Genomic DNA, 22,288 nt, shown 5'->3' with positions numbered 1-22,288 from the left:
TCCTCGAACTTCACAGTGTAACCAGACAGTTTTCCTTGCGAGCGCGCTCTGCGGCAAAGACCATTAAGTGACTTTCCAGTGCTTCATCGGGGCCGGAGAGAATCATACTTTGATCGCCCGCCATCACGGCGTGAATAAAGCGATCCATCAGATAGTAGTCACCGCCGCCGTGGCCTCCCATCTGGGTTTGTGTGCCTGCGGCGATCTCTTCGATCGCGTAGACCGTCTCGCGGTCCGTCAGAAAATCAAACACCCGGATCTGCTCGCCATTGCCCTCGAGATAGCCTTTCGTACCGAAAAGCCGCGTCTTTCGATCTTCCATGCGGGTAAAGGCGGTCATGGTGAACGTGACGGTTTGTTGATGGGCAAAGCGTAAGTTGACCACCTGATGATCCACCACGTCGTTATCACAGCGATAAACACAGCGGCCATACGGCCCCTCGCGCAGCGCCTGGCGGACATTTTCCTCTGTGGGATCCGCCGTCAGCACGCGACGGAAATGCGGCGTGCATTTGTGATCCTCGCCAAGATAAATTTTGCAGGCTGACCAGGGGCAGGTCGCTTCAACCTGGCAATCCAGGCAGCGATCGGCGGCACCCTCCGGCTGGTTCTCCTTCACGAAATGGCTCAGGTTGCCAAATGAGGTCACATCCTGACAGTGGTCGCCCATGATGTAGCGGATCCAGTCCATATCGTGGCAGGATTTTTGTAGCAGCATAAACGACGATTCCGCTTCATTACGCCAGTTACCGCGCACGAAAGAGTGCGCCTGGTGCCAGTAACCCACCGGCTCGAGATGCTGCATGCTGACAATCTCGCCAATCACCCCGCTGTCGAGCAGGGACTTGAGTTTCTGCGTGTAGCGGGTGTAGCGCAGAACGTGGGCGACACCCAATAAAACGTTGTTGCGCTTCACCGCCGCAATGATGGTGCGGCAATCTTCCGGCGTGGGGGCGAGAGGCTTTTCCAGCAAAATATGATAGCCGAGGTCGGCAAACGCGATGGCAGGCTCTTTGTGCATTGTATCCTGAGTGCAGATCAGCACGACGTCTGCCATTCGCGGACGAGCCGCCGCCGCTTTCCAGTCGTTAAAGATATTTTCCTGCTCAATATTATGCTGAGCGACAAATTGTTGGCGATACGCCTCTCTGGGCTCTGCCACGCCGACAACCTGCATACGGTCCGGATGTTCAAGCGCGTAACGAGAATATATTTCGCCGCGCGCGCCTGCGCCAACCACTAATACGGTCACTTTCTTTGCACACATATAAACCTCTCATTTTGCCCTCGCCTGAATTCGCGTTGTTCTGCGTCGTGGGGCATGAAAAAACAAACGGATATTTTTTGCGCCAGCCAATGACGTACGCGACATCAGGACCTGGCTAAATTTTCTTCATCCTGCTTGTCGAATAAAAAAGCGGCGTCAAGATTGAATTTCACTTTGATCGATTCGCCGGGGAGAGGGTTCCAGTCCGGTGACGAATTGACTCGCAAGATCATTAGCTGTGCGCCGATATTGAAATGCAGGAGATCTTCATTGCCCATTCTTTCCACGTTGGTTACCCGGGCGTCGAACGCCGCAGGATCGTTGTGCTGCGCCAACTGAATCGCCTCTGGCCGGATGCCAAACCAGACGCTGTCGTGCGGATAATCCGCCAGTTGGGAGGCGAGTCGTGCGGTTAAGGGCAGGATCAGCGCGTCATCCAGACGGAGTCCGCGCGTATCGGGATCGAGTGCCAGAAGATGAATATTCATTGCCGGGTTACCGATGAAACCCGCCACGAATTTATTTTTTGGCTGATGGTAGATATTGCCCGGGGTGTCGACCTGCATAATCCGTCCGCCGTTGAGTACACAAATGCGGTCTCCCATGGTCATTGCTTCAATCTGATCGTGGGTGACATACACCATCGTCGCGTTCACGCCTTCGTGACGCAGCTGGCGATGAAGTTCCGTCAGGCGCACGCGCATCGACACGCGCAGTTTGGCGTCGAGATTGGACAGCGGCTCATCAAACAAAAACACTTCAGGCTTACGAACAATGGCCCTGCCAACGGCCACGCGCTGGCATTGTCCCCCTGAAAGCTGACCGGGCTTTTTGTCGAGTAGCGTTTCGATTTCCAGTTTGCGCGCGGCATCCCGTACGCGAACATCAATCTCCTGCTTGTTCATTTTGCCCTGCAGGCTGAACGCCATATTTTTGTAGATAGTCATGTGGGGATAGAGGGCGTAATTTTGAAAGACCATCGCCACGCCGCGCTCTTTTGGCAGCAGATCGTTGACGCACCGTTCGCCAATTGAAATATGACCCTGAGTAATATCTTCCAGTCCGGCGATCATGCGCAGCAACGTTGATTTTGCGCAGCCGGATGGCCCGACAAAAACCATAAATTCGCCATCATGAATTTCAAGATCAACGCCATGAATCGCCTGGAAGCCATTCGGATAGATTTTGCCTACTGACTGTAATTGAATGCCTGACATAACAATGCCCCTTATCCTTTAATTCCGGCACCGGCGATGCCACGAATGAAATAGCGCTGGAAGAAAATATAAAGTAACAACATGGGGATAATCGCGAGTAACGCCCCGGCCATGAGCATGGGGTACTCCACCCCTGAACGGCCGGAAAGCGAGGCCAGTCCCACTGGCAGCGTCATTTTGTCCATCGACGTATTGACGATGAGCGGCCACATTAAGTTATTCCAGCTCCACAACCCGTTAATAATGACGCAGGCGATAAGCCCGGGTTTAATCAGCGGCAGCATGATTTTGAAAAAGATCGTTAAATGGTTATATCCATCCATAATTGCCGCTTCTTCCAGTTCTTTCGGTACGGACAGAAAAAACTGACGCAATAAAAAAGCGCTATAAATACTGAATAACCCCGGCAGCACCAGACCGGGAATCGAGTTCAGCAGGCCTATTTTTTCGATCGTTAAAAACTGCGGGATCAAAAAGATCTGTCCGGGGACCATCAGAATCGAAATGCAGAGCATAAAGAGGATATCGCGCCCTTTAAAACGCAGGCGGGAGAAGCCATACGCCGCCATCGCGGCAATCAGCGTCTGTAAGATGACGATGACCAGCGTGGAAACGATCGAGTTAAAATAAAAGCTGTCAAACGGCATCTCATGCAAGATTTTATCGTACGCCTGAAACCCCGGATTGGCGGGCAGCAGGATTGGCGGGAAGGCAATACTTTCCGCCTGGGTTTTAAACGAGGTGATCACCATCCAGAGAAAGGGAACCACCGTGACCAGCGTTGCCAGGATCATCAGGCCATAAATCAGCCATTTATCACGTTTTGTCATGAACATAGTGGTTGCCTTACTGTGCCTTAAGCCGTTTGCCTATCCATACTTGCAGCAGGGTCAGTACCATCGTGATAACGAAAATCACCACGGCAATCGCTGAGGCGTACCCTTTTTCATGGTAGATAAAGGCATATTTATAAAAGAGATAAGCGATGGTCATGGTCTGATCGTCCACCATGGAAGAACTGCCAAACAGCAGATACACCACATCGAATATTTGCAGCGTTTCGATAAATGAGATCACCAGAACAAAGAACAGCGTCGGGATCATCAACGGCAGGGTAATTGACCAGAAGCCGCGCAGTTTACTGATGCCATCCAGAGACATAGCTTCATAGATTTGCCTGGGGATCCCCTGCAGTCCGGCGAGCAGAATGATCATCTTCAGAGCAATAGCCGACCAGATAATGACCAGTGACGCGCTCAGACGGACAATATCCGGATCGGACAGCCAACCGATGGCAGGGATATCGAAATAGGCCAGGATCTGATTGAGCAAACCGAAATTACGGTTCATCAACCACTGCCAGACCATCGCAATGGCGGCTGGCATTGTGACGGCCGGAAGAAATAACAGCGTGCGGAACAACCATTGACCGCGAATCGCCTGGTTTAAACCAATGGCCAGCAGTAAAGACAGTACCGTGATCGCCGGTACACAAATAAAGACGTAGGCCAGCGTGTTAAATATGGCTGAGCGGAATTCATCATCGCTGAATAAATTAATGTAATTATCCAGACTGATTGTCGTCCAGATCTGAAATTCGCCCAGATCGGTAAAACTGTAAAATACGTTCTGGAAGAACGGCGTAAAGTAAAAAATAACTAATCCCGCCAGTAGCGGCAGAATCATTATCCACCCCCAGAAACGTTCTTCTTTTTCCAGTCGGGTCAGGGATTTCTTATTGGGTTCCCTGGCCGATAACGGCGGAGATGTCGCTTCATCTGAATAGCTCATACAGACTCCGGGATGCTCACTTTACAAACAATAAATGGGTTTACGCAGGAGAGGTGAGAGGGAGCCGGGCTCCCTCAATATTATTTCTGCATTTCACGCTCAACGCGTTTTGCAACACCGGGCATCACTTGTTGCGGATCATTCCCCATCCAGACTTTCTTCAGCCCATCGTTAAGAATGCTATTCCATTTTGCGGTATTGGAACCGGCAGTGGGATATTTATGGGAAAACGCCAGTGAATCGATATAGGCGGAGACATCGATATCCTTAAAGCCTTCAGCCCACGCTTTGGCGACTTTCTGATTGGCCGGAATCACCACTTTACCCGCGGCCAGCGTTTGCTGGGCATGTTCAGAACTCATAAATTCAATGAACTTCCAGGCCGCTTCTTTATGTTGGCTTTTGGCCGACATGGCGAATGCCAGGCTATGCGAGACGCCAGCCTGTTCTGCCATTTTGGGCATTGGGACTACGCCAATATGATCTTTGATCAGTTCGTTTTGTGAGAAGGGTAGCGCCCACCATGAGCCCGCGTAGACCATTGCGACTCTGCTGGACTGGAAGACATCGGATGCTTCCATTTCACCTGGGGGCTGGATCAGTCCCGCTTTCAGCATACCCTGAACGTCGCGATATACCGCGATCGCGTTGTCATTGGCAACATCCGTTTTACCCTCAGGCAGGACAATCTTATCGCCGGCCTGTAACAGCAGGTTAAAATAGCTGTCCTGACCGCTGCTGAATTCCATTGCCAGTGGATAAGATTGTTGATCCAGTTTTTTACGTAGCTGTTCTGATTTCTGTTTTAAATCGTCCCACGTCCAGTTTTTATCGGGATAAGCCACGCCCGCCTGATCAAACATTTTTTTGTTATACCAGACGGCAATGGCGTCGATATCACGAGGTATAGCGTATTGTTTTGACTGGAACTGATAAGCATCGACGGAACTTTTCACAAAGTCATCAAGGTTGGGCGATGATTTATCTTTTAAATAAGGGGTCAGTGGTTCCAGCATACCGTTTTTAACGTACTGCTGAAAATTCGGCATATTCATCCAGAATACATCCGGCGCAACATTTCCCCCGACCGCTGAACTGAGTTTTATGAAATATTGATCATAAGGCGTTAACTCGATTTCAACTTTCACACCGGGGTTATTTTTTTCAAACTCATTAACCAGTTGCTGTTCGCCGGGAAGTTGATTTCGATCCCACAGCGTGTAGCGTAATTTAACGGGTTTATCTGTCGTCTGGCCTTCAGCACTGGCGATAGCCGGTGCCGTCAGTAAACATGTAAAAAGGCATGCCAGGGCGACATTATTCTTATTTAAGGTATACATAACTTCCCTCTTTATTCGGGTCAGAATGTCGGTGAGGTAAATTACAGAAGCCATTGAATATTCTGTTTAACAAAGGGGAAAGTCAAAGGGGGAAAAATGAGGGGATTATCGCATTAAAACCGGTGGCGCTTTCGGTAGGTTTCTCTTTTATCAAAACGAAAAGAGGGCAGAAAGGGAGACTTCAGGTGTTGCGCTTTCTTTCAACAGCTTAGGATTTTTCTACCGGTGAAAATCGAAAAATGTCGGGTGAAAAATTAACCTTCAAAACTGCGAGCACTATCACTTTATCTTTCGGGGACGGGAAGAAAAACGGGGAGCACTCCCCGTTTTCCCGGTTGCTTTCGTTTCGAAAATATCAGGTCACTGGCGCCGGGTTAAACACCGCCAGCTGGTTGTGTAGTCCCCATTGGTCGGAGAAGGTTTTTTTACGGCCGCTGGCGACATCAAGAATAAACTCGAACAGCTTCTGGCCGACGTCCTCAATGGTCTCTTCGCCTGTGGCGATGGTGCCCGCATTGATATCCATTAAGTCGTACCAGCGGTTTGCCAGTTCAGTACGGGTCGCCATCTTAATGACCGGCACGGCCATCAGGCCATATGGGGTGCCCCGACCGGTGGTGAACACTTGCACGGTGATCCCGGAAGCCACCTGTTGTGTGCCGCAGACAAAATCGCTGGCTGGTGTCGCAGCATAAATCAGACCGCGTTTGGTCGGACGCTGGCCCGGAGAGAGCACCTCGACAATCGCGCTTTTGCCGGACTTCGCAATTGAGCCCAGCGCTTTTTCCACTACATTCGCCAGACCGCCCTTTTTGTTACCCGGAGAGGGGTTAGCGCTGCGGTCAGTTTTTCCCATATCGAGATAGTTATCGTACCAGGCCATCTCTTCCAGCAGACGTTTACCGACCTCTTCGTTGATGGTGCGAGGCGTCAGCAGATGAATCGCATCACGGACTTCGGTGACTTCAGAGAACATCACCGTGGCCCCGCAGCGTACCAGCAGGTCAGAGGCATAGCCCACCGCCGGGTTTGCCGTCACGCCGGAAAACGCATCGCTGCCGCCGCACTGCATCCCGACGACCAGTTCAGAGGCCGGGCAGGTTTCGCGCTGGCGCAGGTTCAGCTTGGCCAGATGGCGCTCAGCAACCTGCAGGATATCATCGACCATGGAGCGAAAGCCCACGTGCTTCTCGTCCTGCAGGCTGACGATGCTGGCGCTATCTACCGGAATACTTTGCACATCGTCCGTGCCTTCCAGCAAACGTTCCGGCTGTAGTTTTTCACAGCCCAGGCCAATGACCATCACTTCACCGCCAAAGTTTGGGTTCAGTGAGATGTTATGGATGGTGCGGATAGGTACCACCGCAGCAGGGGCGTTAATTGCCACGCCGCAGCCGTACAGGTGGTTAAGTCCCACCACGCCATCGACGTTCGGGTATTTAGGCAACAGATCGCGCTCGATGATTTTGACGACGTGATCCACCACGCCCGCCACGCAGTGCACGCTGGTGGTGATGCCGAGCAGATTCTTGGTGCCCACGCTGCCATCGGCGTTGCGGTACCCTTCAAAGGTATAGCCTTCCAGCGGCGGCAGTGGTTCCGGTACTTTGGTCGCCAGCGGCAGGGTATTCAACGGCGGGGCTTTCGGCAGCTCAACCATGGATTCATCAATCCAGCTTCCACGCGGAATGTCGCGCACGGCGTAGCCGATCACTTCACCATAACGTACGATTTCGCCATGAACCGGAATATCCACCAGCGCGACTTTATGTCCCTGTGGAATATGCTCAATAAGCTCCAGTCCATCCGGGAAACGCGTCCCGGCTTTCAAACCATTGTCATTAACAATGATCGCCACATTATCTGTCTCGTGGACCTTTATATAAAATGCGCTCGGCGATTCTTGTCTGATTTCGATGTTGGCCATTGTCCAGTATTCTCCAGCCGGGGGTGATATTAATATAGAGGGTTCTACGAATCTGATTATTAAAATAAGGATGTCCTGTCGTGAAATAAGGATGTCAGGAGTTCAAAATTAAGAATGTGATCCAGATCACTCGTTATGGTGAAAGCCCTGCTATCAGGGGGAGTAAAGCGTAAATATGTGCATCAGCGCCCAGCGTTATGTGCATGTGCTCAAGATATTATTTGTAATAAGCATTGTTAATGAGCATCTGCACAATGCTTAATGCTTCCCGCCTGATTATACTGAATCACGAAATGAGTATCTGCATTAATTAATAAGCGATAGCGTCTGTCATCAATAAATAATAATAAATACGTCTGCTTAAGTTCCTGAGGTAAATAAAATGATCCTGGATACAGTTGAAGAAAAAAAGAAAGGTACGCATACCCGCTATTTAATTCTGTTGATAATTTTTATTGTCACTGCGGTTAACTATGCGGACCGGGCGACGCTATCCATTGCCGGTACCGAAGTCGCCAAAGAGTTGCAGTTGAGCGCCGTGTCGATGGGCTACATCTTCTCTGCATTTGGCTGGGCCTACCTGCTGATGCAAATCCCCGGCGGCTGGCTGCTCGATAAGTTTGGTTCGAAAAAAGTTTACACCTACAGCCTGTTCTTCTGGTCGCTGTTCACCTTCCTGCAAGGCTTCGTGGACATGTTCCCGCTGGCCTGGGCAGGGGTCTCCATGTTCTTTATGCGATTTATGTTGGGTTTCTCGGAAGCGCCTTCATTCCCGGCAAACGCCCGTATCGTGGCGGCCTGGTTCCCGACCAAAGAGCGTGGAACCGCGTCGGCCATCTTTAACTCTGCCCAGTATTTTTCACTGGCACTGTTCTCGCCGCTGCTGGGCTGGTTGACCTTTGCCTGGGGCTGGGAGCACGTCTTTACCGTGATGGGCGTCATCGGGTTTGTCCTGACGGCGCTGTGGGTCAAACTGATTCATAACCCCACTGACCACCCGCGGATGTCCGCAGAAGAGTTGAAGTTCATCTCTGAAAACGGTGCGGTCGTGGATATGGACCACAAAAAGCCTGGCAACGCAGTGGCCAGTGGTCCGAAACTGCATTACATCAAGCAGTTATTGACCAACCGCATGATGCTCGGCGTGTTCTTCGGACAGTATTTCATCAACACCATCACCTGGTTCTTCCTGACCTGGTTCCCGATTTACCTGGTGCAGGAAAAAGGGATGTCGATCCTGAAAGTGGGTCTGGTGGCTTCGATTCCGGCACTGTGTGGTTTCGCCGGCGGCGTGCTGGGCGGTGTGTTCTCGGACTATCTGATTAAGCGCGGTTTTTCTATCACCGTTGCACGTAAGCTGCCAATTGTGCTGGGAATGCTGCTGGCCTCCACCATCATTCTGTGCAACTACACCGACAACACCGCGCTGGTGGTGACGCTGATGGCGCTGGCCTTCTTTGGTAAAGGATTTGGCGCTCTGGGCTGGCCGGTTATCTCGGATACCGCACCGAAAGAGATTGTTGGCCTGTGCGGCGGAGTATTTAACGTCTTTGGCAATGTGGCATCCATCGTAACGCCACTGGTTATCGGTTACCTGGTAAGTGAACTGCACTCCTTCAACGCTGCGCTGGTATTCGTTGGTTGTTCCGCGCTAATGGCAATGGTGTGCTACCTGTTTATTGTCGGTGACATTAAACGTATGGAACTGCAGAAATAATTAACGGTTAAGTGACAAGGTAAAAGTGATGAATAACGACATTTTCCCGAACAAGTTCAAAGCAGCGCTGGCTGCGCATCAGATTCAGATCGGCTGCTGGTCAGCGCTGGCAAGCCCAATCAGTACCGAAGTTTTAGGACTGGCGGGCTTCGACTGGCTGGTGCTGGATGGCGAACATGCGCCAAACGATGTCTCCACCTTTATTCCGCAGTTGATGGCGCTGAAAGGCAGTGCCAGCGCGCCGGTTGTGCGTGTACCAACCAATGAGCCGGTCATTATCAAGCGTCTGCTGGATATCGGTTTTTACAACTTCCTGATCCCGTTTGTTGAAACGGAAGAAGAGGCGGTGAATGCCGTCGCATCAACGCGCTATCCGCCAGAAGGGATCCGCGGGGTGTCTGTATCGCATCGCGCCAACATGTTTGGCACCGTCCCGGATTACTTCGCGCAGTCCAACAAGAACATCACCATCATTGTGCAGATTGAGAGCCAGCAGGGCGTGGATAACGTCGATGCTATCGCTGCCACCGAAGGCGTCGACGGCATTTTCGTTGGCCCAAGCGATCTGGCGGCGGCGTTAGGCCACCTCGGCAATGCGTCTCATCCTGAGGTGCAAAAAGCCATTCAGCACATCTTTGCCCGCGCGAAAGCGCACGGCAAGCCGAGCGGCATTCTGGCACCGGTTGATGCCGACGCACGTCGCTATCTGGAATGGGGCGCTACGTTTGTTGCCGTCGGTAGCGACCTGGGCGTGTTCCGTTCCGCCACGCAGAAGCTGGCTGACTCCTTTAAGAAATAACCACCACCGAAACAAGAGAGATTATTGATATGACTATGAAAGTTGGTTTTATTGGCCTGGGTATCATGGGTAAACCAATGAGTAAAAACCTCCTGAAAGCAGGTTACTCGCTGGTGGTTTCTGACCGTAATCCTGAAGCGATCGCTGACGTTATCGCGGCAGGCGCAGAAACCGCTCCTCACGCTAAAGCGATTGCTGAGCAGTGTGATGTCATCATCACCATGCTGCCGAACTCTCCGCATGTGAAAGAGGTAGCGCTGGGCGAAGGCGGCATTATCGAAGGGGCGAAACCGGGCACAGTGCTGATCGATATGAGTTCTATCGCGCCGCTGGCGAGCCGTGAAATCAGCGACGCGCTGAAAGCCAAAGGCATCGATATGCTGGACGCGCCGGTGAGTGGCGGTGAACCAAAGGCCATCGACGGCACGCTGTCGGTGATGGTTGGCGGCGACAAGGCGATTTTCGATAAGTACTATCCCCTGCTGAAAGCCATGGCGGGTTCCGTTGTTCATACCGGTGACATCGGTGCGGGTAACGTCACCAAGCTGGCAAACCAGGTGATTGTGGCGCTGAACATTGCGGCGATGTCCGAAGCGCTGACGCTGGCAACCAAAGCCGGTGTGAATCCGGATCTGGTCTATCAGGCGATCCGTGGCGGCCTGGCGGGTAGTACCGTACTGGATGCGAAAGCGCCGATGGTGATGGACCGTAACTTCAAGCCAGGTTTCCGTATCGACTTGCACATTAAAGATCTGGCTAACGCGCTGGATACGTCTCACGGTGTTGGTGCTCAGCTTCCGCTGACTGCGGCAGTTATGGAGATGATGCAGGCGCTGCGTGCTGACGGCCTGGGAACCGCCGACCACAGTGCGCTGGCGTGCTATTACGAAAAACTGGCGAAAGTGGAAGTCACTCGCTAATGACCTTGTGCCCGGATGGCGCGTCGCGATCCGGGCCTGGATTGTAGGCCGGATAAGTAAAACGCCATCCGGCGTTGTGCAGTAACAGGCGATCATCATGAAAATCGTAATTGCCCCAGACTCTTATAAAGAAAGCCTTTCAGCTACTGAGGTAGCGCAGGCGATAGAAAAAGGATTTCGGGAAATTTTCCCCGATGCGCAGTATGTTTCCGTTCCGGTCGCCGATGGTGGTGAGGGGACGGTTGAAGCCATGATTGCCGCCACGCACGGTTCTGCACATTCCGCTTTGGTGACCGGACCGCTGGGTGAAAAAGTGAATGCCAGCTGGGGCATGTCAGGCGATGGAAAGACCGCGTTTATTGAAATGGCGGCAGCCAGCGGACTGGCGCTGGTTCCCCCCGATAAACGTAACCCACTGATTACCACTTCGCGCGGCACCGGGGAGCTTATTTTGCAGGCGCTGGACAGTGGGGCGAGCAATATTATTATCGGCATTGGCGGGAGCGCGACCAATGATGGTGGCGCCGGGATGGTTCAGGCGCTGGGGGCGAAGTTGTGTGATGCCAACGGAACTGAAATGGGCTACGGCGGCGGCAGCCTGAATAGTCTCAACACCATTGATGTGTCTGGTCTGGATCCGCGTATAAAAAACTGTGCTATCCGCGTCGCTTGTGACGTGACTAATCCGCTGGTGGGCGAGCTGGGCGCCTCGCGGATCTTTGGTCCGCAAAAAGGGGCGACGGAGGCGTTGATCCTCGAACTGGACCGCAATCTGGCTCACTACGCAGACATCATTAAAAAATCGCTGGGTGTGGATGTGAAAAACGTGCCTGGCGCAGGCGCGGCAGGTGGCATGGGGGCGGCGCTGATGGCATTCCTCGGCGCGGAGCTGAAAAGCGGGATTGAGATAGTCACTCAGGCGCTCAATCTGGAAGAACATATTCACGACTGTACGCTGGTTGTTACTGGTGAAGGGCGCATCGACAGCCAGAGTATTCACGGCAAAGTGCCGGTTGGCGTGGCGAACGTAGCGAAAAAATACCACAAGCCGGTGATTGGTATTGCGGGCAGTCTGACGCGGGATGTCGGCGTGGTGCATCAATATGGGATCGATGCCGTGTTCAGCGTATTAACCAGTATTGGTACTCTGGAAGAGGCTTTTCGCGGCGCATTTGACAACATTTACCGGGCATCGCGAAACATTGCGGCGACGCTGGCGGTGGGAATGCGCAGTGCGGGGTGACAAGGGCGTGCAAACCCTCTATACTGCGCGCCGAAGCTGACCAGACAGTCGCCGCTTCGTCGTCGTCCCTTTCGAGGGAGACAGGCGGAGGGGAGGAAAGTCCGGGCTCCATAGGGCAGGGTGCCAGGTAACGCCTGGGGGGGAAACCCACGACCAGTGCAACAGAGAGCAAACCGCCGATGGCCCACGCAAGTGGGATCAGGTAAGGGTGAAAGGGTGCGGTAAGAGCGCACCGCGCGGCTGGTAACAGTCCGTGGCACGGTAAACTCCACCCGGAGCAAGGCCAAATAGGGGTTCATAAGGTACGGCCCGTACTGAACCCGGGTAGGCTGCTTGAGCCAGTGAGCGATTGCTGGCCTAGATGAATGACTGTCCACGACAGAACCCGGCTTATCGGTCAGCTTCACCTCATAATGTATAAACCCGCTTCGGCGGGTTTTGCTTTTACAGGCTGCAACAACGCTGTTGCCTGATGGCGCTTCGCTTATCAGGCCTGCGAACGTCGACCCCGCTTCTGTAGCTCCTGTAGGCCGGATAAGATGCGATAGCATCGCCATCCGGCATGGTTTTGAGCTGCTCGCAGAATGACTGTCCACGACGCTATACCCGAAAGAAAGCGCCTTATCGGTCAGCTTCACCTCATAATGTATAAACCCGCTTCGGCGGGTTTTTGCTTTTACAGGCTGCAACAACGCTGTTGCCTGATGGCGCTTCGCTTATCAGGCCTACGAACGTCGACCCCGCTCCTGTAGCTCCTGTAGGCCGGATAAGATGCGATAGCATCGCCATCCGGCATGGTTTTGAGCTGCTCACAAATAAGAGATTTCTGGTTCTGTGAGCGGCAACACAAAACGCTGCCAGTGGTTAGTTTGTCGGGAGAAATGAAAAGCAAACGTTCTCTTAGATAAAATTACACTCTGTAAAAGTGAAAAATGTCAGTGTTAATGCATTGTTGTAAATGATAATTATTTGTATGCTTATATTTAATTAATGATAAATTCAATGTTTGTTTATAAACAAATAAGGCAAAAAAACGTGATGTATAACGTTATTTATCTCAACTTATGTCCTGAGTATAATTATATTTGATAAATTACTTATTAAATTTAATGAACAATTTGGCCATTAACTGCTCGATAATTGCTTGAAATATCGTCATTCCTCATTTTTAAACCTGAGGTGAAAATAACGTGTGTTATCGCCATAAAATATTGTTATCCCCCCCTATTTTTTTGACAAAAATCAGACTAAAGTGACATGGTATTTGTGTAATCAATTGAATTCAAACAAGTTATTTATTTTATAATAACCCCTTTAAATATAGGTGAAGGCAATTTGTGAGTAGTCGCACATATCCTGCTTCACGTAATTTGTTACACTTCACGCCGTCAACAAAGTTATTAACGCAGGTCGATATGAATACGTTTGCTCTCCCAAAAACACAGCAGTTGGTGGTCTTTCAGGAAGTAATCAGAAGCGGTTCTATCGGTTCTGCGGCAAAAGAATTAGGGTTAACTCAGCCGGCTGTCAGTAAAATCATTAACGATATTGAAGCTTATTTCGGCGTTGAGTTGGTGGTCCGCAAAAATACCGGTGTCACCTTAACCCATGCCGGGCAGGTTTTACTTTCCTGGTCCGAATCCATCACCCGTGAGATGAAAAACATGGTGAATGAGATGAACAGCATGACCGACAACACGGTGGTTGATATCTCATTCGGGTTTCCTTCGCTGATTGGTTTTACCTTTATGTCCGATATGATCCAGAAGTTTAAAGAGGTCTACCCAAAATCGCAGGTCTCCATGTATGAGGCGCAACTCTCCTCATTCCTGCCAGCGATCCGCGACGGGAGACTGGACTTCGCGATTGGTACGCTCAGCGACGAAATGAAATTGCAGGATCTGCACGTCGAGCCGCTCTTTGAGTCGGAGTTCGTGCTGGTGGCGAATAAGTCCCGAACATGCACCGGCACCACCACACTGGAATCGTTGCAGAACGAACAGTGGGTGTTGCCACAAACGAATATGGGCTACTACAGCGAACTCCTCACCACCCTGCAAAGAAATGGCATCAGCATTGAAAACATCGTTAAAACTGACTCTGTTGTGACCATTTATAATCTTGTTCTCAATGCTGATTTTCTGACAGTGATTCCGTGCGACATGGCCGCACCTTTTGGTTCAAACCAGTTTATTACTCTCCCTGTAGAAGAATCGTTACCCATTGCGCGCTATGCCGCAATATGGTCAAAAAACTATCGCATTAAAAAAGCTGCTTCTGTTTTGGTTGAATTAGCCAAAGAATATTCATCTTATAAAGGTTGCAGGCGAAAGCAATTAATTGAAATCAACTAACCGATTAAATTTAATTTAATCCTTTATTCATACCATCGATCTTAATATCAGACGTTGGTTACGGCTATCTATTACTTTACTATCAGGTAAGAGGTTACAATGCACATTACTTACGATCTCCCGGTTGCCATTGAAGATATCCTCGAAGCAAAAAAAAGACTGGCGGGGAAAATATATAAAACAGGCATGCCTCGCTCAAACTATTTTAGTGAGCGGTGCAAAGGGGAAATATTCCTTAAATTTGAAAACATGCAGCGTACCGGTTCATTTAAAATTCGTGGCGCATTTAACAAACTCAGCTCATTGACGGATGCAGAAAAACGCAAAGGCGTTGTCGCCTGTTCAGCGGGTAACCACGCACAAGGGGTTTCCCTCTCCTGCGCAATGCTGGGTATTGATGGCAAAGTGGTGATGCCAAAAGGCGCGCCGAAGTCGAAAGTGGCCGCCACCTGCGACTACTCTGCGGAAGTGGTGCTGCACGGCGACAACTTCAACGACACCATCGCCAAGGTCAGTGAGATTGTCGAAATGGAAGGGCGTATTTTTATTCCGCCGTATGACGATCCGAAAGTCATTGCCGGCCAGGGCACTATCGGTCTGGAAATTATGGAAGACCTGTATGACGTCGATAACGTGATTGTTCCTATCGGCGGCGGCGGTTTAATTGCAGGTATTGCTATCGCCATTAAATCAATTAACCCGACCATTAAAGTGATTGGCGTGCAGTCCGAAAACGTGCACGGCATGGCGGCGTCTTATCAGGCTGGAGAAATAACCACGCACCGAACGACCGGCACCCTGGCGGATGGTTGTGATGTTTCCCGCCCGGGTAATTTAACCTACGAAATTGTGCGTGAATTAGTGGATGACATTGTCCTGGTCAGCGAAGACGAAATTCGCAACAGCATGATTGCTTTAATTCAACGTAATAAAGTGGTGACCGAAGGTGCAGGTGCACTGGCATGTGCTGCTTTATTAAGTGGGAAATTAGATGGTTATATCCAGAACAGAAAAACGGTCAGCATCATTTCTGGCGGAAATATCGATCTTTCTCGTGTATCGCAAATTACGGGTTTAGCTGACGCGTAAATCCGGCTATTAATCTCTTCGTTGAGGATAGGATATGAGTACTACTGACAGCATTGTATCCAGCCAGACAAAACAGTCGTCCTGGCGTAAATCGGACACCACCTGGACACTGGGTTTATTTGGTACTGCCATCGGCGCCGGGGTGTTGTTCTTCCCCATCCGCGCAGGATTTGGCGGCTTAATCCCCATTCTTTTGATGTTGGTACTGGCGTACCCCATCGCCTTTTATTGCCACCGCGCGCTGGCGCGTCTGTGTCTGTCCGGGTCAAACCCGTCTGGCAACATCACGGAAACGGTAGAAGAGCACTTTGGTAAGACGGGCGGCGTGGTTATCACGTTCCTCTATTTCTTCGCGATTTGTCCGCTGCTGTGGATTTATGGCGTCACCATTACCAACACGTTTATGACGTTCTGGGAAAACCAGTTGCAGATGCCAGCGCTGAACCGCGGCTTTGTGGCCCTGTTCCTGCTGCTGCTGATGGCGTTCGTTATCTGGTTTGGTAAGGATCTGATGGTTAAAGTGATGAGCTACCTGGTATGGCCGTTCATTGCCAGCCTGGTGCTGATCTCGCTGTCGCTGATCCCTTACTGGAACTCTGCGGTGATCGATCAGGTCGATATCAGCAATATCGCGTTAACCGGTCACGATGGCATTCTGGTCACCGTGTGGCTGGGGATCTCCATCATGGTGTTCTCATTCAACTTCTCGCCGATCGTCTCGTCTTTCGTGGTCTCTAAACGTGAAGAGTACGAGAAAGATTTTGGTCGTGAATACACCGAGCAGAAATGTTCTCAGATCATCTCTCGCGCCAGCATGCTGATGGTGGCCGTGGTCATGTTCTTCGCCTTTAGCTGCCTGTTCACGCTCTCTCCGGCAAATATGGCGGATGCGAAAGCGCAAAACATTCCGGTACTGTCTTATCTGGCAAACCATTTCGCGTCCCTGTCCGGTACGAAATCGACTTTTGCCACTGTGCTGGAATATGGCGCGTCCATTATTGCGCTGGTTGCCATCTTTAAATCCTTCTTCGGTCACTATCTGGGAACGCTGGAAGGGCTGAACGGTCTGGTGCTGAAGTTCGGTTATAAAGGCGATAAAACGAAGGTGTCCTCTGGCAAGCTCAACACCATCAGCATGATCTTCATCATGGGTTCCACCTGGGTTGTTGCCTACGCCAACCCGAACATTCTGGACCTGATTGAAGCGATGGGTGCACCGATTATTGCTTCACTGCTGTGCCTGCTGCCGATGTATGCCATTCGTAAGGCACCGTCGCTGGCGAAATACCGTGGTCGTCTGGATAACGTGTTTGTCACCATCATTGGTCTGCTGACCATTCTGAATATCGTGTACAAACTGTTTTAATCCTTAAGCTCAGGATGAGCGGAGTAGTGAAATGAATGAGTTTCCGATAGTTCTGGTCATTAATTGTGGATCGTCTTCAATTAAGTTTTCAGTACTGGATGCAAATAACTGCGATGTATTAATGGCAGGCATTGCGGATGGTATTAATTCGGAAAATGCGTTCTTATCTGTAAATGGAGGTGAGCCAGTCACACTGGCTCACCACAGCTACGAAGGCGCATTAAAGGCGATTGCTTTTGAACTGGAAAAACGTAATTTAAATGACAGCGTGGCCTTAATTGGCCACCGCATTGCTCACGGTGGAAATATCTTTACCGAGTCAGCCATTATTACCGATGAGGTGATTGACAATATTCGCCGTGTTTCACCATTGGCACCGTTACATAATTACGCGAACCTGAGCGGGATTGAATCCGCACAGCATCTGTTCCCCGGCGTCACACAGGTGGCGGTATTTGATACCAGCTTCCACCAGACCATGCCGCCAGAGGCTTATCTGTATGGTCTGCCGTGGAAGTATTTCGAAGAACTGGGCGTGCGGCGCTATGGTTTTCACGGAACGTCGCACCGCTATGTTTCTCAACGTGCCCATGAACTGCTAACGCTGCCCGAACAGGACTCTGGTCTGGTGATTGCCCACCTCGGCAACGGTGCGTCAATTTGCGCCGTCCGTAATGGACACAGCGTCGACACCTCTATGGGGATGACGCCACTGGAAGGGCTGATGATGGGCACACGCAGCGGCGACGTGGACTTCGGCGCGATGGCGTGGGTAGCCAGTGAAACCCATCAGACTCTGAGCGATCTGGAGCGGGTAGTGAATAAAGAGTCCGGTTTGCTTGGGATTTCTGGCCTGTCGTCTGACCTGCGGGTGTTGGAAAAAGCCTGGCATGAAGGGCATGAGCGCGCACAACTGGCGATTAAAACCTTTGTTCACCGAATTGCCCGTCATATTGCCGGTCATGCTGCCTCGTTACATCGTCTGGATGGCATTATTTTTACCGGCGGTATTGGTGAGAACTCGGTATTAATTCGTCGCCTGGTGGTTGAACATCTGGCGGTACTGGGGGTGAATATCGACAGCGACCGAAATAACCTGTCGAATTCTCATGGCGAACGCATTATTTCCACCCGTGATGCCCGGGTTAATTGCGCCGTGATCCCGACGAACGAAGAAAAAATGATTGCGCTCGATGCGATTCAATTAGGCCGCATTAATGCAGCCATGGAATACGCCTAATTTATTTGTAGTTCTGTAGAGAGATTATTTTTCATGAAGGTAGATATCGATACCAGCGATATGCTGTATGCCGAAGCATGGCTTGGCTTTAAAGGTACGGACTGGAAAGAAGAAATTAATGTCCGTGATTTTATTCAGCACAACTATACGCCTTATGAAGGGGATGAATCCTTCCTCGCTGACGCAACGCCTGCAACCACCGCATTGTGGGAAAAGGTGATGGCGGGCATTCGTATCGAAAACGCGACGCATGCGCCAGTCGATTTCGATACCAATATTGCGACCACCATTACCGCACACGATGCGGGTTACATCGAGCAAGAACTGGAGAAGATAGTCGGTCTGCAAACGGATAAACCGCTGAAGCGCGCGCTGCATCCGTTTGGCGGCGTCAACATGATCAAAAGCTCGTTCGATGCTTATGGTCGTGAAATGGATCCGAACTTCGAATACCTGTTCACTGAGCTGCGTAAAACGCACAACCAGGGCGTTTTTGACGCCTATTCTCCGGACATGCTGCGCTGCCGTAAATCCGGTGTGTTGACCGGTTTGCCGGACGGCTACGGTCGTGGGCGTATTATCGGTGATTACCGTCGCGTAGCGCTGTACGGCATCCGCTATCTGGTTCGTGAGCGTGAACTGCAGTTTGCCGATCTCCAGTCGAATCTGGAGTGGGGACAGAGTCTGGAAGCCACGATTCGTCTGCGTGAAGAACTGGCGGAGCACCGTCGCGCGCTGCTGCAAATGCAGGAGATGGCGGCGAAATATGGCTGCGATATCTCTCGTCCGGCGCGTAACGCGCAAGAGGCGGTACAGTGGGTCTACTTCGCCTATCTGGCGGCGGTGAAATCACAAAACGGCGGCGCGATGTCGCTGGGCCGCACCGCATCGTTCCTCGATATTTATATCGAGCGCGACTTTAACGCCGGGATCCTCACAGAGCAACAGGCGCAGGAGTTGATCGACCACTTCATTATGAAGATCCGCATGGTGCGCTTCCTGCGTACGCCGGAGTTTGACACGCTGTTCTCCGGCGACCCGATCTGGGCGACGGAAGTGATCGGCGGGATGGGGCTGGATGGTCGCACACTGGTGACCAAAAACGCCTTCCGTTACCTGCATACGCTGCACACGATGGGACCGGCACCGGAACCCAACCTCACCGTGCTGTGGTCAGAAGCGCTGCCGATTGCGTTTAAAAAGTATGCCGCGCAGGTCTCTATCGTCACTTCGTCGCTGCAATATGAAAACGACGATCTGATGCGTACCGACTTTAACAGCGATGACTACGCGATTGCCTGCTGCGTGAGTCCGATGGTGATCGGTAAACAGATGCAGTTCTTCGGTGCGCGCGCCAACCTCGCCAAAACGCTGCTGTATGCGATCAACGGCGGTGTGGATGAGAAGCTGAAAATCCAGGTGGGGCCGAAAACCGCGCCGCTGCTGGACGACGTGCTGGATTACGACACCGTGATGGACAGTCTGGATCACTTTATGGACTGGCTGGCGGTGCAGTACATCAGCGCGCTGAACATCATCCACTACATGCACGACAAGTACAGTTACGAAGCGTCGCTGATGGCGCTTCACGATCGCGACGTTTATCGCACGATGGCATGCGGTATTGCCGGACTGTCGGTGGCGGCGGATTCGCTCTCTGCCATCAAGTATGCAACGGTGAAACCGGTTCGTGACCATAACGGGCTGGCGGTCGATTTCGTGATTGAAGGGGAATATCCGCAATACGGAAATAACGACGAGCGCGTGGACAGCATCGCCTGCGATCTGGTTGAACGCTTTATGAAGAAAATTAAAGTGTTGCCAACCTACCGGAACGCGGTACCGACGCAGTCGATTCTGACCATTACCTCCAACGTGGTGTACGGGCAGAAAACCGGGAATACCCCGGACGGACGTCGCGCCGGGACGCCATTCGCGCCGGGCGCTAACCCGATGCACGGACGCGATCGCAAAGGCGCGGTTGCCTCGCTGACTTCGGTCGCGAAACTGCCGTTTACCTACGCGAAGGACGGGATTTCGTACACCTTCTCGATTGTGCCTGCGGCACTTGGGAAAGAGGATCCGGTGCGCAAGACCAACCTGGTCGGGCTGCTGGATGGTTACTTCCACCATGAAGCACACGTGGAAGGTGGGCAGCACCTGAACGTTAACGTAATGAACAAGGAGATGTTACTGGATGCCATTGAACATCCGGAAAACTATCCGAACCTGACGATCCGCGTCTCCGGCTACGCTGTGCGCTTCAACGCACTCACCCGTGAGCAGCAGCAGGACGTCATTTCGCGTACTTTCACCCAGGCGATGTAACGTTATCGGGGCGGTCTGCGGATCGCCCCGATTCACTATGCGTATGAAAACCTGGTCTCCACTGAACGAGTCCGAGGGTGTAGAAATGATTAGCGCATTCGATATTTTCAAACCTGGCATTGGTCCTTCCAGCTCCCATACCGTAGGCCCGATGAATGCAGGAAAACGTTTTATCGATCAACTGGTCAGCAGTGGACGCTTATCGCGCACGACGCGCATGTCGGTTGATTTGTATGGTTCGCTGTCGCTGACCGGAAAAGGCCATGCGACTGATACCGCCATTATGATGGGGTTGGCCGGGAACAGTCCGCAAAGCGTCAACATTGACGCCATCCCCGCGTTTATTGGCGAGGTGACCCGTACCGGTCGATTGCCGGTTGCTGAGGGGACGCATGTCGTTGATTTCCCGGTTGCCGAGAGCATTATTTTTCATGAAGAAACGCTACCACGGCACGAGAACGGAATGCGGATCACCGCCTGGGAAAACCAGGACACGCTGTTGAGTAAAACCTACTACTCCATTGGCGGCGGGTTTATCGTGGAGGAAGAGCGCTTTGGTCAGGCGCACGACGTAGAAACGCCGGTCCCTTATGATTTCCATTCCGCCAGAGAATTGCTGAAACTGTGTGAGCACAACGGCCTTTCGGTCTCCGGACTGATGATGCAAAACGAACTGGCGCTGCGCAGTAAGGCGGAGATTGATGCCGGGTTCGCCCAGATCTGGGATGTGATGCAGGGTGGCATTGAACGCGGGATGAATACCGAAGGGGTTTTACCCGGTCCACTGAATGTGCCGCGTCGCGCGGTGGCGCTACGCCGTTTGCTGGTCTCCAATGACAGTCTCTCCAGCGATCCGATGAACGTCATCGACTGGATCAACATGTTTGCGCTCGCGGTCAGTGAGGAGAATGCGGCAGGCGGGCGCGTGGTGACTGCGCCAACCAATGGCGCATGCGGTATTATTCCTGCGGTATTGGCTTATTACGATAAATTCCGTCGCCCGCTGAATGCCAACTCCATTGCTCGCTACCTGCTGGCGGCCGGGGCCATCGGGGCGCTGTACAAAATGAATGCGTCCATTTCCGGGGCGGAAGTCGGCTGTCAGGGGGAAATCGGCGTGGCCAGTTCAATGGCCGCGGCGGGGTTGACTGAACTGCTGGGCGGCAGTCCGGCGCAGGTTTGCATCGCGGCGGAAATCGCGATGGAGCACAACCTTGGCTTAACCTGTGATCCGGTGGCCGGACAGGTACAGATTCCGTGTATTGAACGCAATGCGATCAACGCGGTTAAAGCCGTTAACGCCGCACGTATGGCACTGCGCCGCACCTCTGAGCCGCGCGTCTCGCTGGATAAAGTCATCGAGACCATGTACGAGACGGGTAAGGACATGAACGATAAGTACCGCGAAACATCGCGCGGCGGCCTGGCTATCAAAGTGGTGTGCAGTTAGCTAACGCCAGAAAGCTTGCCGGATGGCGGCTGTCGCCTTATCCGGCCTACAGGTTCATCGTTCGTAGGCCCGATAAGCTTGCGCCATCGGGCGTTTAGTTGTTTTTGCCGGATGACGGCTGTCGCCTTATCCGGCCTACACGTTCACCGTTTGTAGGCCGGATAAGCCTGCGCCATCGGGCATTTAGTTGTTTTTGCCGGATGACGGCTGTCGCCTTATCGGGCCTACACGTTCATCGTT

The 22,288-nt window shown here is 51.9% G+C and carries 16 protein-coding genes and 1 other RNA gene; 11 read left to right on the top strand and 6 right to left on the bottom strand.

What is annotated here, in order from left to right:
* Positions 1-10: 10 nt before the first annotated feature.
* From ACERJC_RS24745 to garD, 6 genes are all read right to left on the bottom strand, one after another.
* Positions 11-1,267 carry a Gfo/Idh/MocA family protein gene (locus ACERJC_RS24745; protein WP_373672706.1) on the bottom strand — a complete coding sequence of 419 codons (1,257 nt, stop codon included), beginning with the start codon at positions 1,265-1,267 and terminating at the stop codon, positions 11-13.
* 104 nt (positions 1,268-1,371) lie between these two features.
* Complete coding sequence (locus ACERJC_RS24740; protein WP_373672705.1) at positions 1,372-2,484, bottom strand: ABC transporter ATP-binding protein; 1,113 nt, start codon at positions 2,482-2,484, stop codon at positions 1,372-1,374.
* A gap of 11 nt (positions 2,485-2,495) precedes the next feature.
* The gene (locus ACERJC_RS24735; protein WP_373672704.1) at positions 2,496-3,320 is read right to left on the bottom strand and encodes a carbohydrate ABC transporter permease; all 825 of its coding nucleotides are present in this window, start codon (positions 3,318-3,320) and stop codon (positions 2,496-2,498) included.
* Between the two features lie 10 nt (positions 3,321-3,330).
* Complete coding sequence (locus ACERJC_RS24730; RefSeq protein WP_152406112.1) at positions 3,331-4,275, bottom strand: carbohydrate ABC transporter permease; 945 nt, start codon at positions 4,273-4,275, stop codon at positions 3,331-3,333.
* Positions 4,276-4,355: 80 nt separating this feature from the next.
* Complete coding sequence (locus ACERJC_RS24725; protein ID WP_373672703.1) at positions 4,356-5,615, bottom strand: ABC transporter substrate-binding protein; 1,260 nt, start codon at positions 5,613-5,615, stop codon at positions 4,356-4,358.
* Positions 5,616-5,970: 355 nt separating this feature from the next.
* Positions 5,971-7,542 carry a galactarate dehydratase gene (garD, locus tag ACERJC_RS24720; RefSeq protein WP_373672702.1) on the bottom strand — a complete coding sequence of 524 codons (1,572 nt, stop codon included), beginning with the start codon at positions 7,540-7,542 and terminating at the stop codon, positions 5,971-5,973.
* Positions 7,543-7,924: 382 nt separating this feature from the next.
* Here garD and garP point away from each other — a divergent pair, with 382 nt between their 5' ends.
* The 11 genes from garP to tdcG all read left to right on the top strand — a co-directional run bounded on the left by garP (position 7,925) and on the right by tdcG (position 22,048).
* Positions 7,925-9,259: a galactarate/glucarate/glycerate transporter GarP gene (garP, locus tag ACERJC_RS24715; RefSeq protein ID WP_178823119.1), complete on the top strand. Its 1,335-nt coding sequence runs from the start codon at positions 7,925-7,927 to the stop codon at positions 9,257-9,259.
* A 28-nt stretch (positions 9,260-9,287) separates the two neighbouring features.
* Positions 9,288-10,058: a 2-dehydro-3-deoxyglucarate aldolase gene (gene garL / locus ACERJC_RS24710; protein ID WP_046487582.1), complete on the top strand. Its 771-nt coding sequence runs from the start codon at positions 9,288-9,290 to the stop codon at positions 10,056-10,058.
* 29 nt (positions 10,059-10,087) lie between these two features.
* A complete protein-coding gene (gene garR, locus ACERJC_RS24705; RefSeq protein WP_286631649.1) occupies positions 10,088-10,978 on the top strand; it encodes a 2-hydroxy-3-oxopropionate reductase in 891 nt (296 codons plus the stop codon).
* A 97-nt stretch (positions 10,979-11,075) separates the two neighbouring features.
* The gene (gene garK, locus ACERJC_RS24700; protein WP_178823121.1) at positions 11,076-12,221 is read left to right on the top strand and encodes a glycerate 2-kinase; all 1,146 of its coding nucleotides are present in this window, start codon (positions 11,076-11,078) and stop codon (positions 12,219-12,221) included.
* Positions 12,222-12,253: 32 nt separating this feature from the next.
* Positions 12,254-12,630, top strand: an RNA gene (gene rnpB, locus ACERJC_RS24695) — RNase P RNA component class A.
* Positions 12,631-13,636: 1,006 nt separating this feature from the next.
* Complete coding sequence (gene tdcA / locus ACERJC_RS24690; protein WP_042325209.1) at positions 13,637-14,575, top strand: transcriptional regulator TdcA; 939 nt, start codon at positions 13,637-13,639, stop codon at positions 14,573-14,575.
* A gap of 99 nt (positions 14,576-14,674) precedes the next feature.
* Complete coding sequence (gene tdcB / locus ACERJC_RS24685) at positions 14,675-15,664, top strand: bifunctional threonine ammonia-lyase/L-serine ammonia-lyase TdcB (protein WP_152406101.1); 990 nt, start codon at positions 14,675-14,677, stop codon at positions 15,662-15,664.
* A gap of 34 nt (positions 15,665-15,698) precedes the next feature.
* Positions 15,699-17,030: a threonine/serine transporter TdcC gene (gene tdcC, locus ACERJC_RS24680; RefSeq protein WP_152406100.1), complete on the top strand. Its 1,332-nt coding sequence runs from the start codon at positions 15,699-15,701 to the stop codon at positions 17,028-17,030.
* 31 nt (positions 17,031-17,061) lie between these two features.
* Positions 17,062-18,270 carry a propionate kinase gene (gene tdcD / locus ACERJC_RS24675; RefSeq protein WP_178824150.1) on the top strand — a complete coding sequence of 403 codons (1,209 nt, stop codon included), beginning with the start codon at positions 17,062-17,064 and terminating at the stop codon, positions 18,268-18,270.
* 33 nt (positions 18,271-18,303) lie between these two features.
* Positions 18,304-20,598 carry a 2-ketobutyrate formate-lyase/pyruvate formate-lyase gene (gene tdcE / locus ACERJC_RS24670; RefSeq protein WP_102602845.1) on the top strand — a complete coding sequence of 765 codons (2,295 nt, stop codon included), beginning with the start codon at positions 18,304-18,306 and terminating at the stop codon, positions 20,596-20,598.
* 85 nt (positions 20,599-20,683) lie between these two features.
* Positions 20,684-22,048, top strand: a complete 1,365-nt coding sequence (tdcG, locus tag ACERJC_RS24665) for an L-serine ammonia-lyase (RefSeq protein ID WP_152406098.1) — start codon at positions 20,684-20,686, stop codon at positions 22,046-22,048.
* Positions 22,049-22,288: the final 240 nt, after the last annotated feature.

Source organism: Citrobacter telavivensis (genome assembly GCF_041807075.1).
GTDB classification, from domain to species: domain Bacteria; phylum Pseudomonadota; class Gammaproteobacteria; order Enterobacterales; family Enterobacteriaceae; genus Citrobacter_A; species Citrobacter_A telavivensis.
This window is presented reverse-complemented; position numbering and strand designations above follow the sequence as displayed.

Bases quoted from the DNA above. Each gene is read 5' to 3' on its own strand.
- ACERJC_RS24725 (WP_373672703.1), bottom strand. From the start codon at position 5,615: ATGTATACCTTAAATAAGAATAATGTCGCCCTGGCATGCCTTTTTACA.
- ACERJC_RS24735 (WP_373672704.1), bottom strand. From the start codon at position 3,320: ATGTTCATGACAAAACGTGATAAATGGCTGATTTATGGCCTGATGATC.
- tdcA (WP_042325209.1), top strand. From the start codon at position 13,637: ATGAATACGTTTGCTCTCCCAAAAACACAGCAGTTGGTGGTCTTTCAG.
- garK (WP_178823121.1), top strand. From the start codon at position 11,076: ATGAAAATCGTAATTGCCCCAGACTCTTATAAAGAAAGCCTTTCAGCT.
- garP (WP_178823119.1), top strand. From the start codon at position 7,925: ATGATCCTGGATACAGTTGAAGAAAAAAAGAAAGGTACGCATACCCGC.
- tdcC (WP_152406100.1), top strand. From the start codon at position 15,699: ATGAGTACTACTGACAGCATTGTATCCAGCCAGACAAAACAGTCGTCC.
- garL (WP_046487582.1), top strand. From the start codon at position 9,288: ATGAATAACGACATTTTCCCGAACAAGTTCAAAGCAGCGCTGGCTGCG.
- ACERJC_RS24730 (WP_152406112.1), bottom strand. From the start codon at position 4,275: ATGAGCTATTCAGATGAAGCGACATCTCCGCCGTTATCGGCCAGGGAA.
- tdcB (WP_152406101.1), top strand. From the start codon at position 14,675: ATGCACATTACTTACGATCTCCCGGTTGCCATTGAAGATATCCTCGAA.
- tdcE (WP_102602845.1), top strand. From the start codon at position 18,304: ATGAAGGTAGATATCGATACCAGCGATATGCTGTATGCCGAAGCATGG.
- tdcG (WP_152406098.1), top strand. From the start codon at position 20,684: ATGATTAGCGCATTCGATATTTTCAAACCTGGCATTGGTCCTTCCAGC.
- tdcD (WP_178824150.1), top strand. From the start codon at position 17,062: ATGAATGAGTTTCCGATAGTTCTGGTCATTAATTGTGGATCGTCTTCA.
- ACERJC_RS24740 (WP_373672705.1), bottom strand. From the start codon at position 2,484: ATGTCAGGCATTCAATTACAGTCAGTAGGCAAAATCTATCCGAATGGC.
- garR (WP_286631649.1), top strand. From the start codon at position 10,088: ATGACTATGAAAGTTGGTTTTATTGGCCTGGGTATCATGGGTAAACCA.
- ACERJC_RS24745 (WP_373672706.1), bottom strand. From the start codon at position 1,267: ATGTGTGCAAAGAAAGTGACCGTATTAGTGGTTGGCGCAGGCGCGCGC.
- garD (WP_373672702.1), bottom strand. From the start codon at position 7,542: ATGGCCAACATCGAAATCAGACAAGAATCGCCGAGCGCATTTTATATA.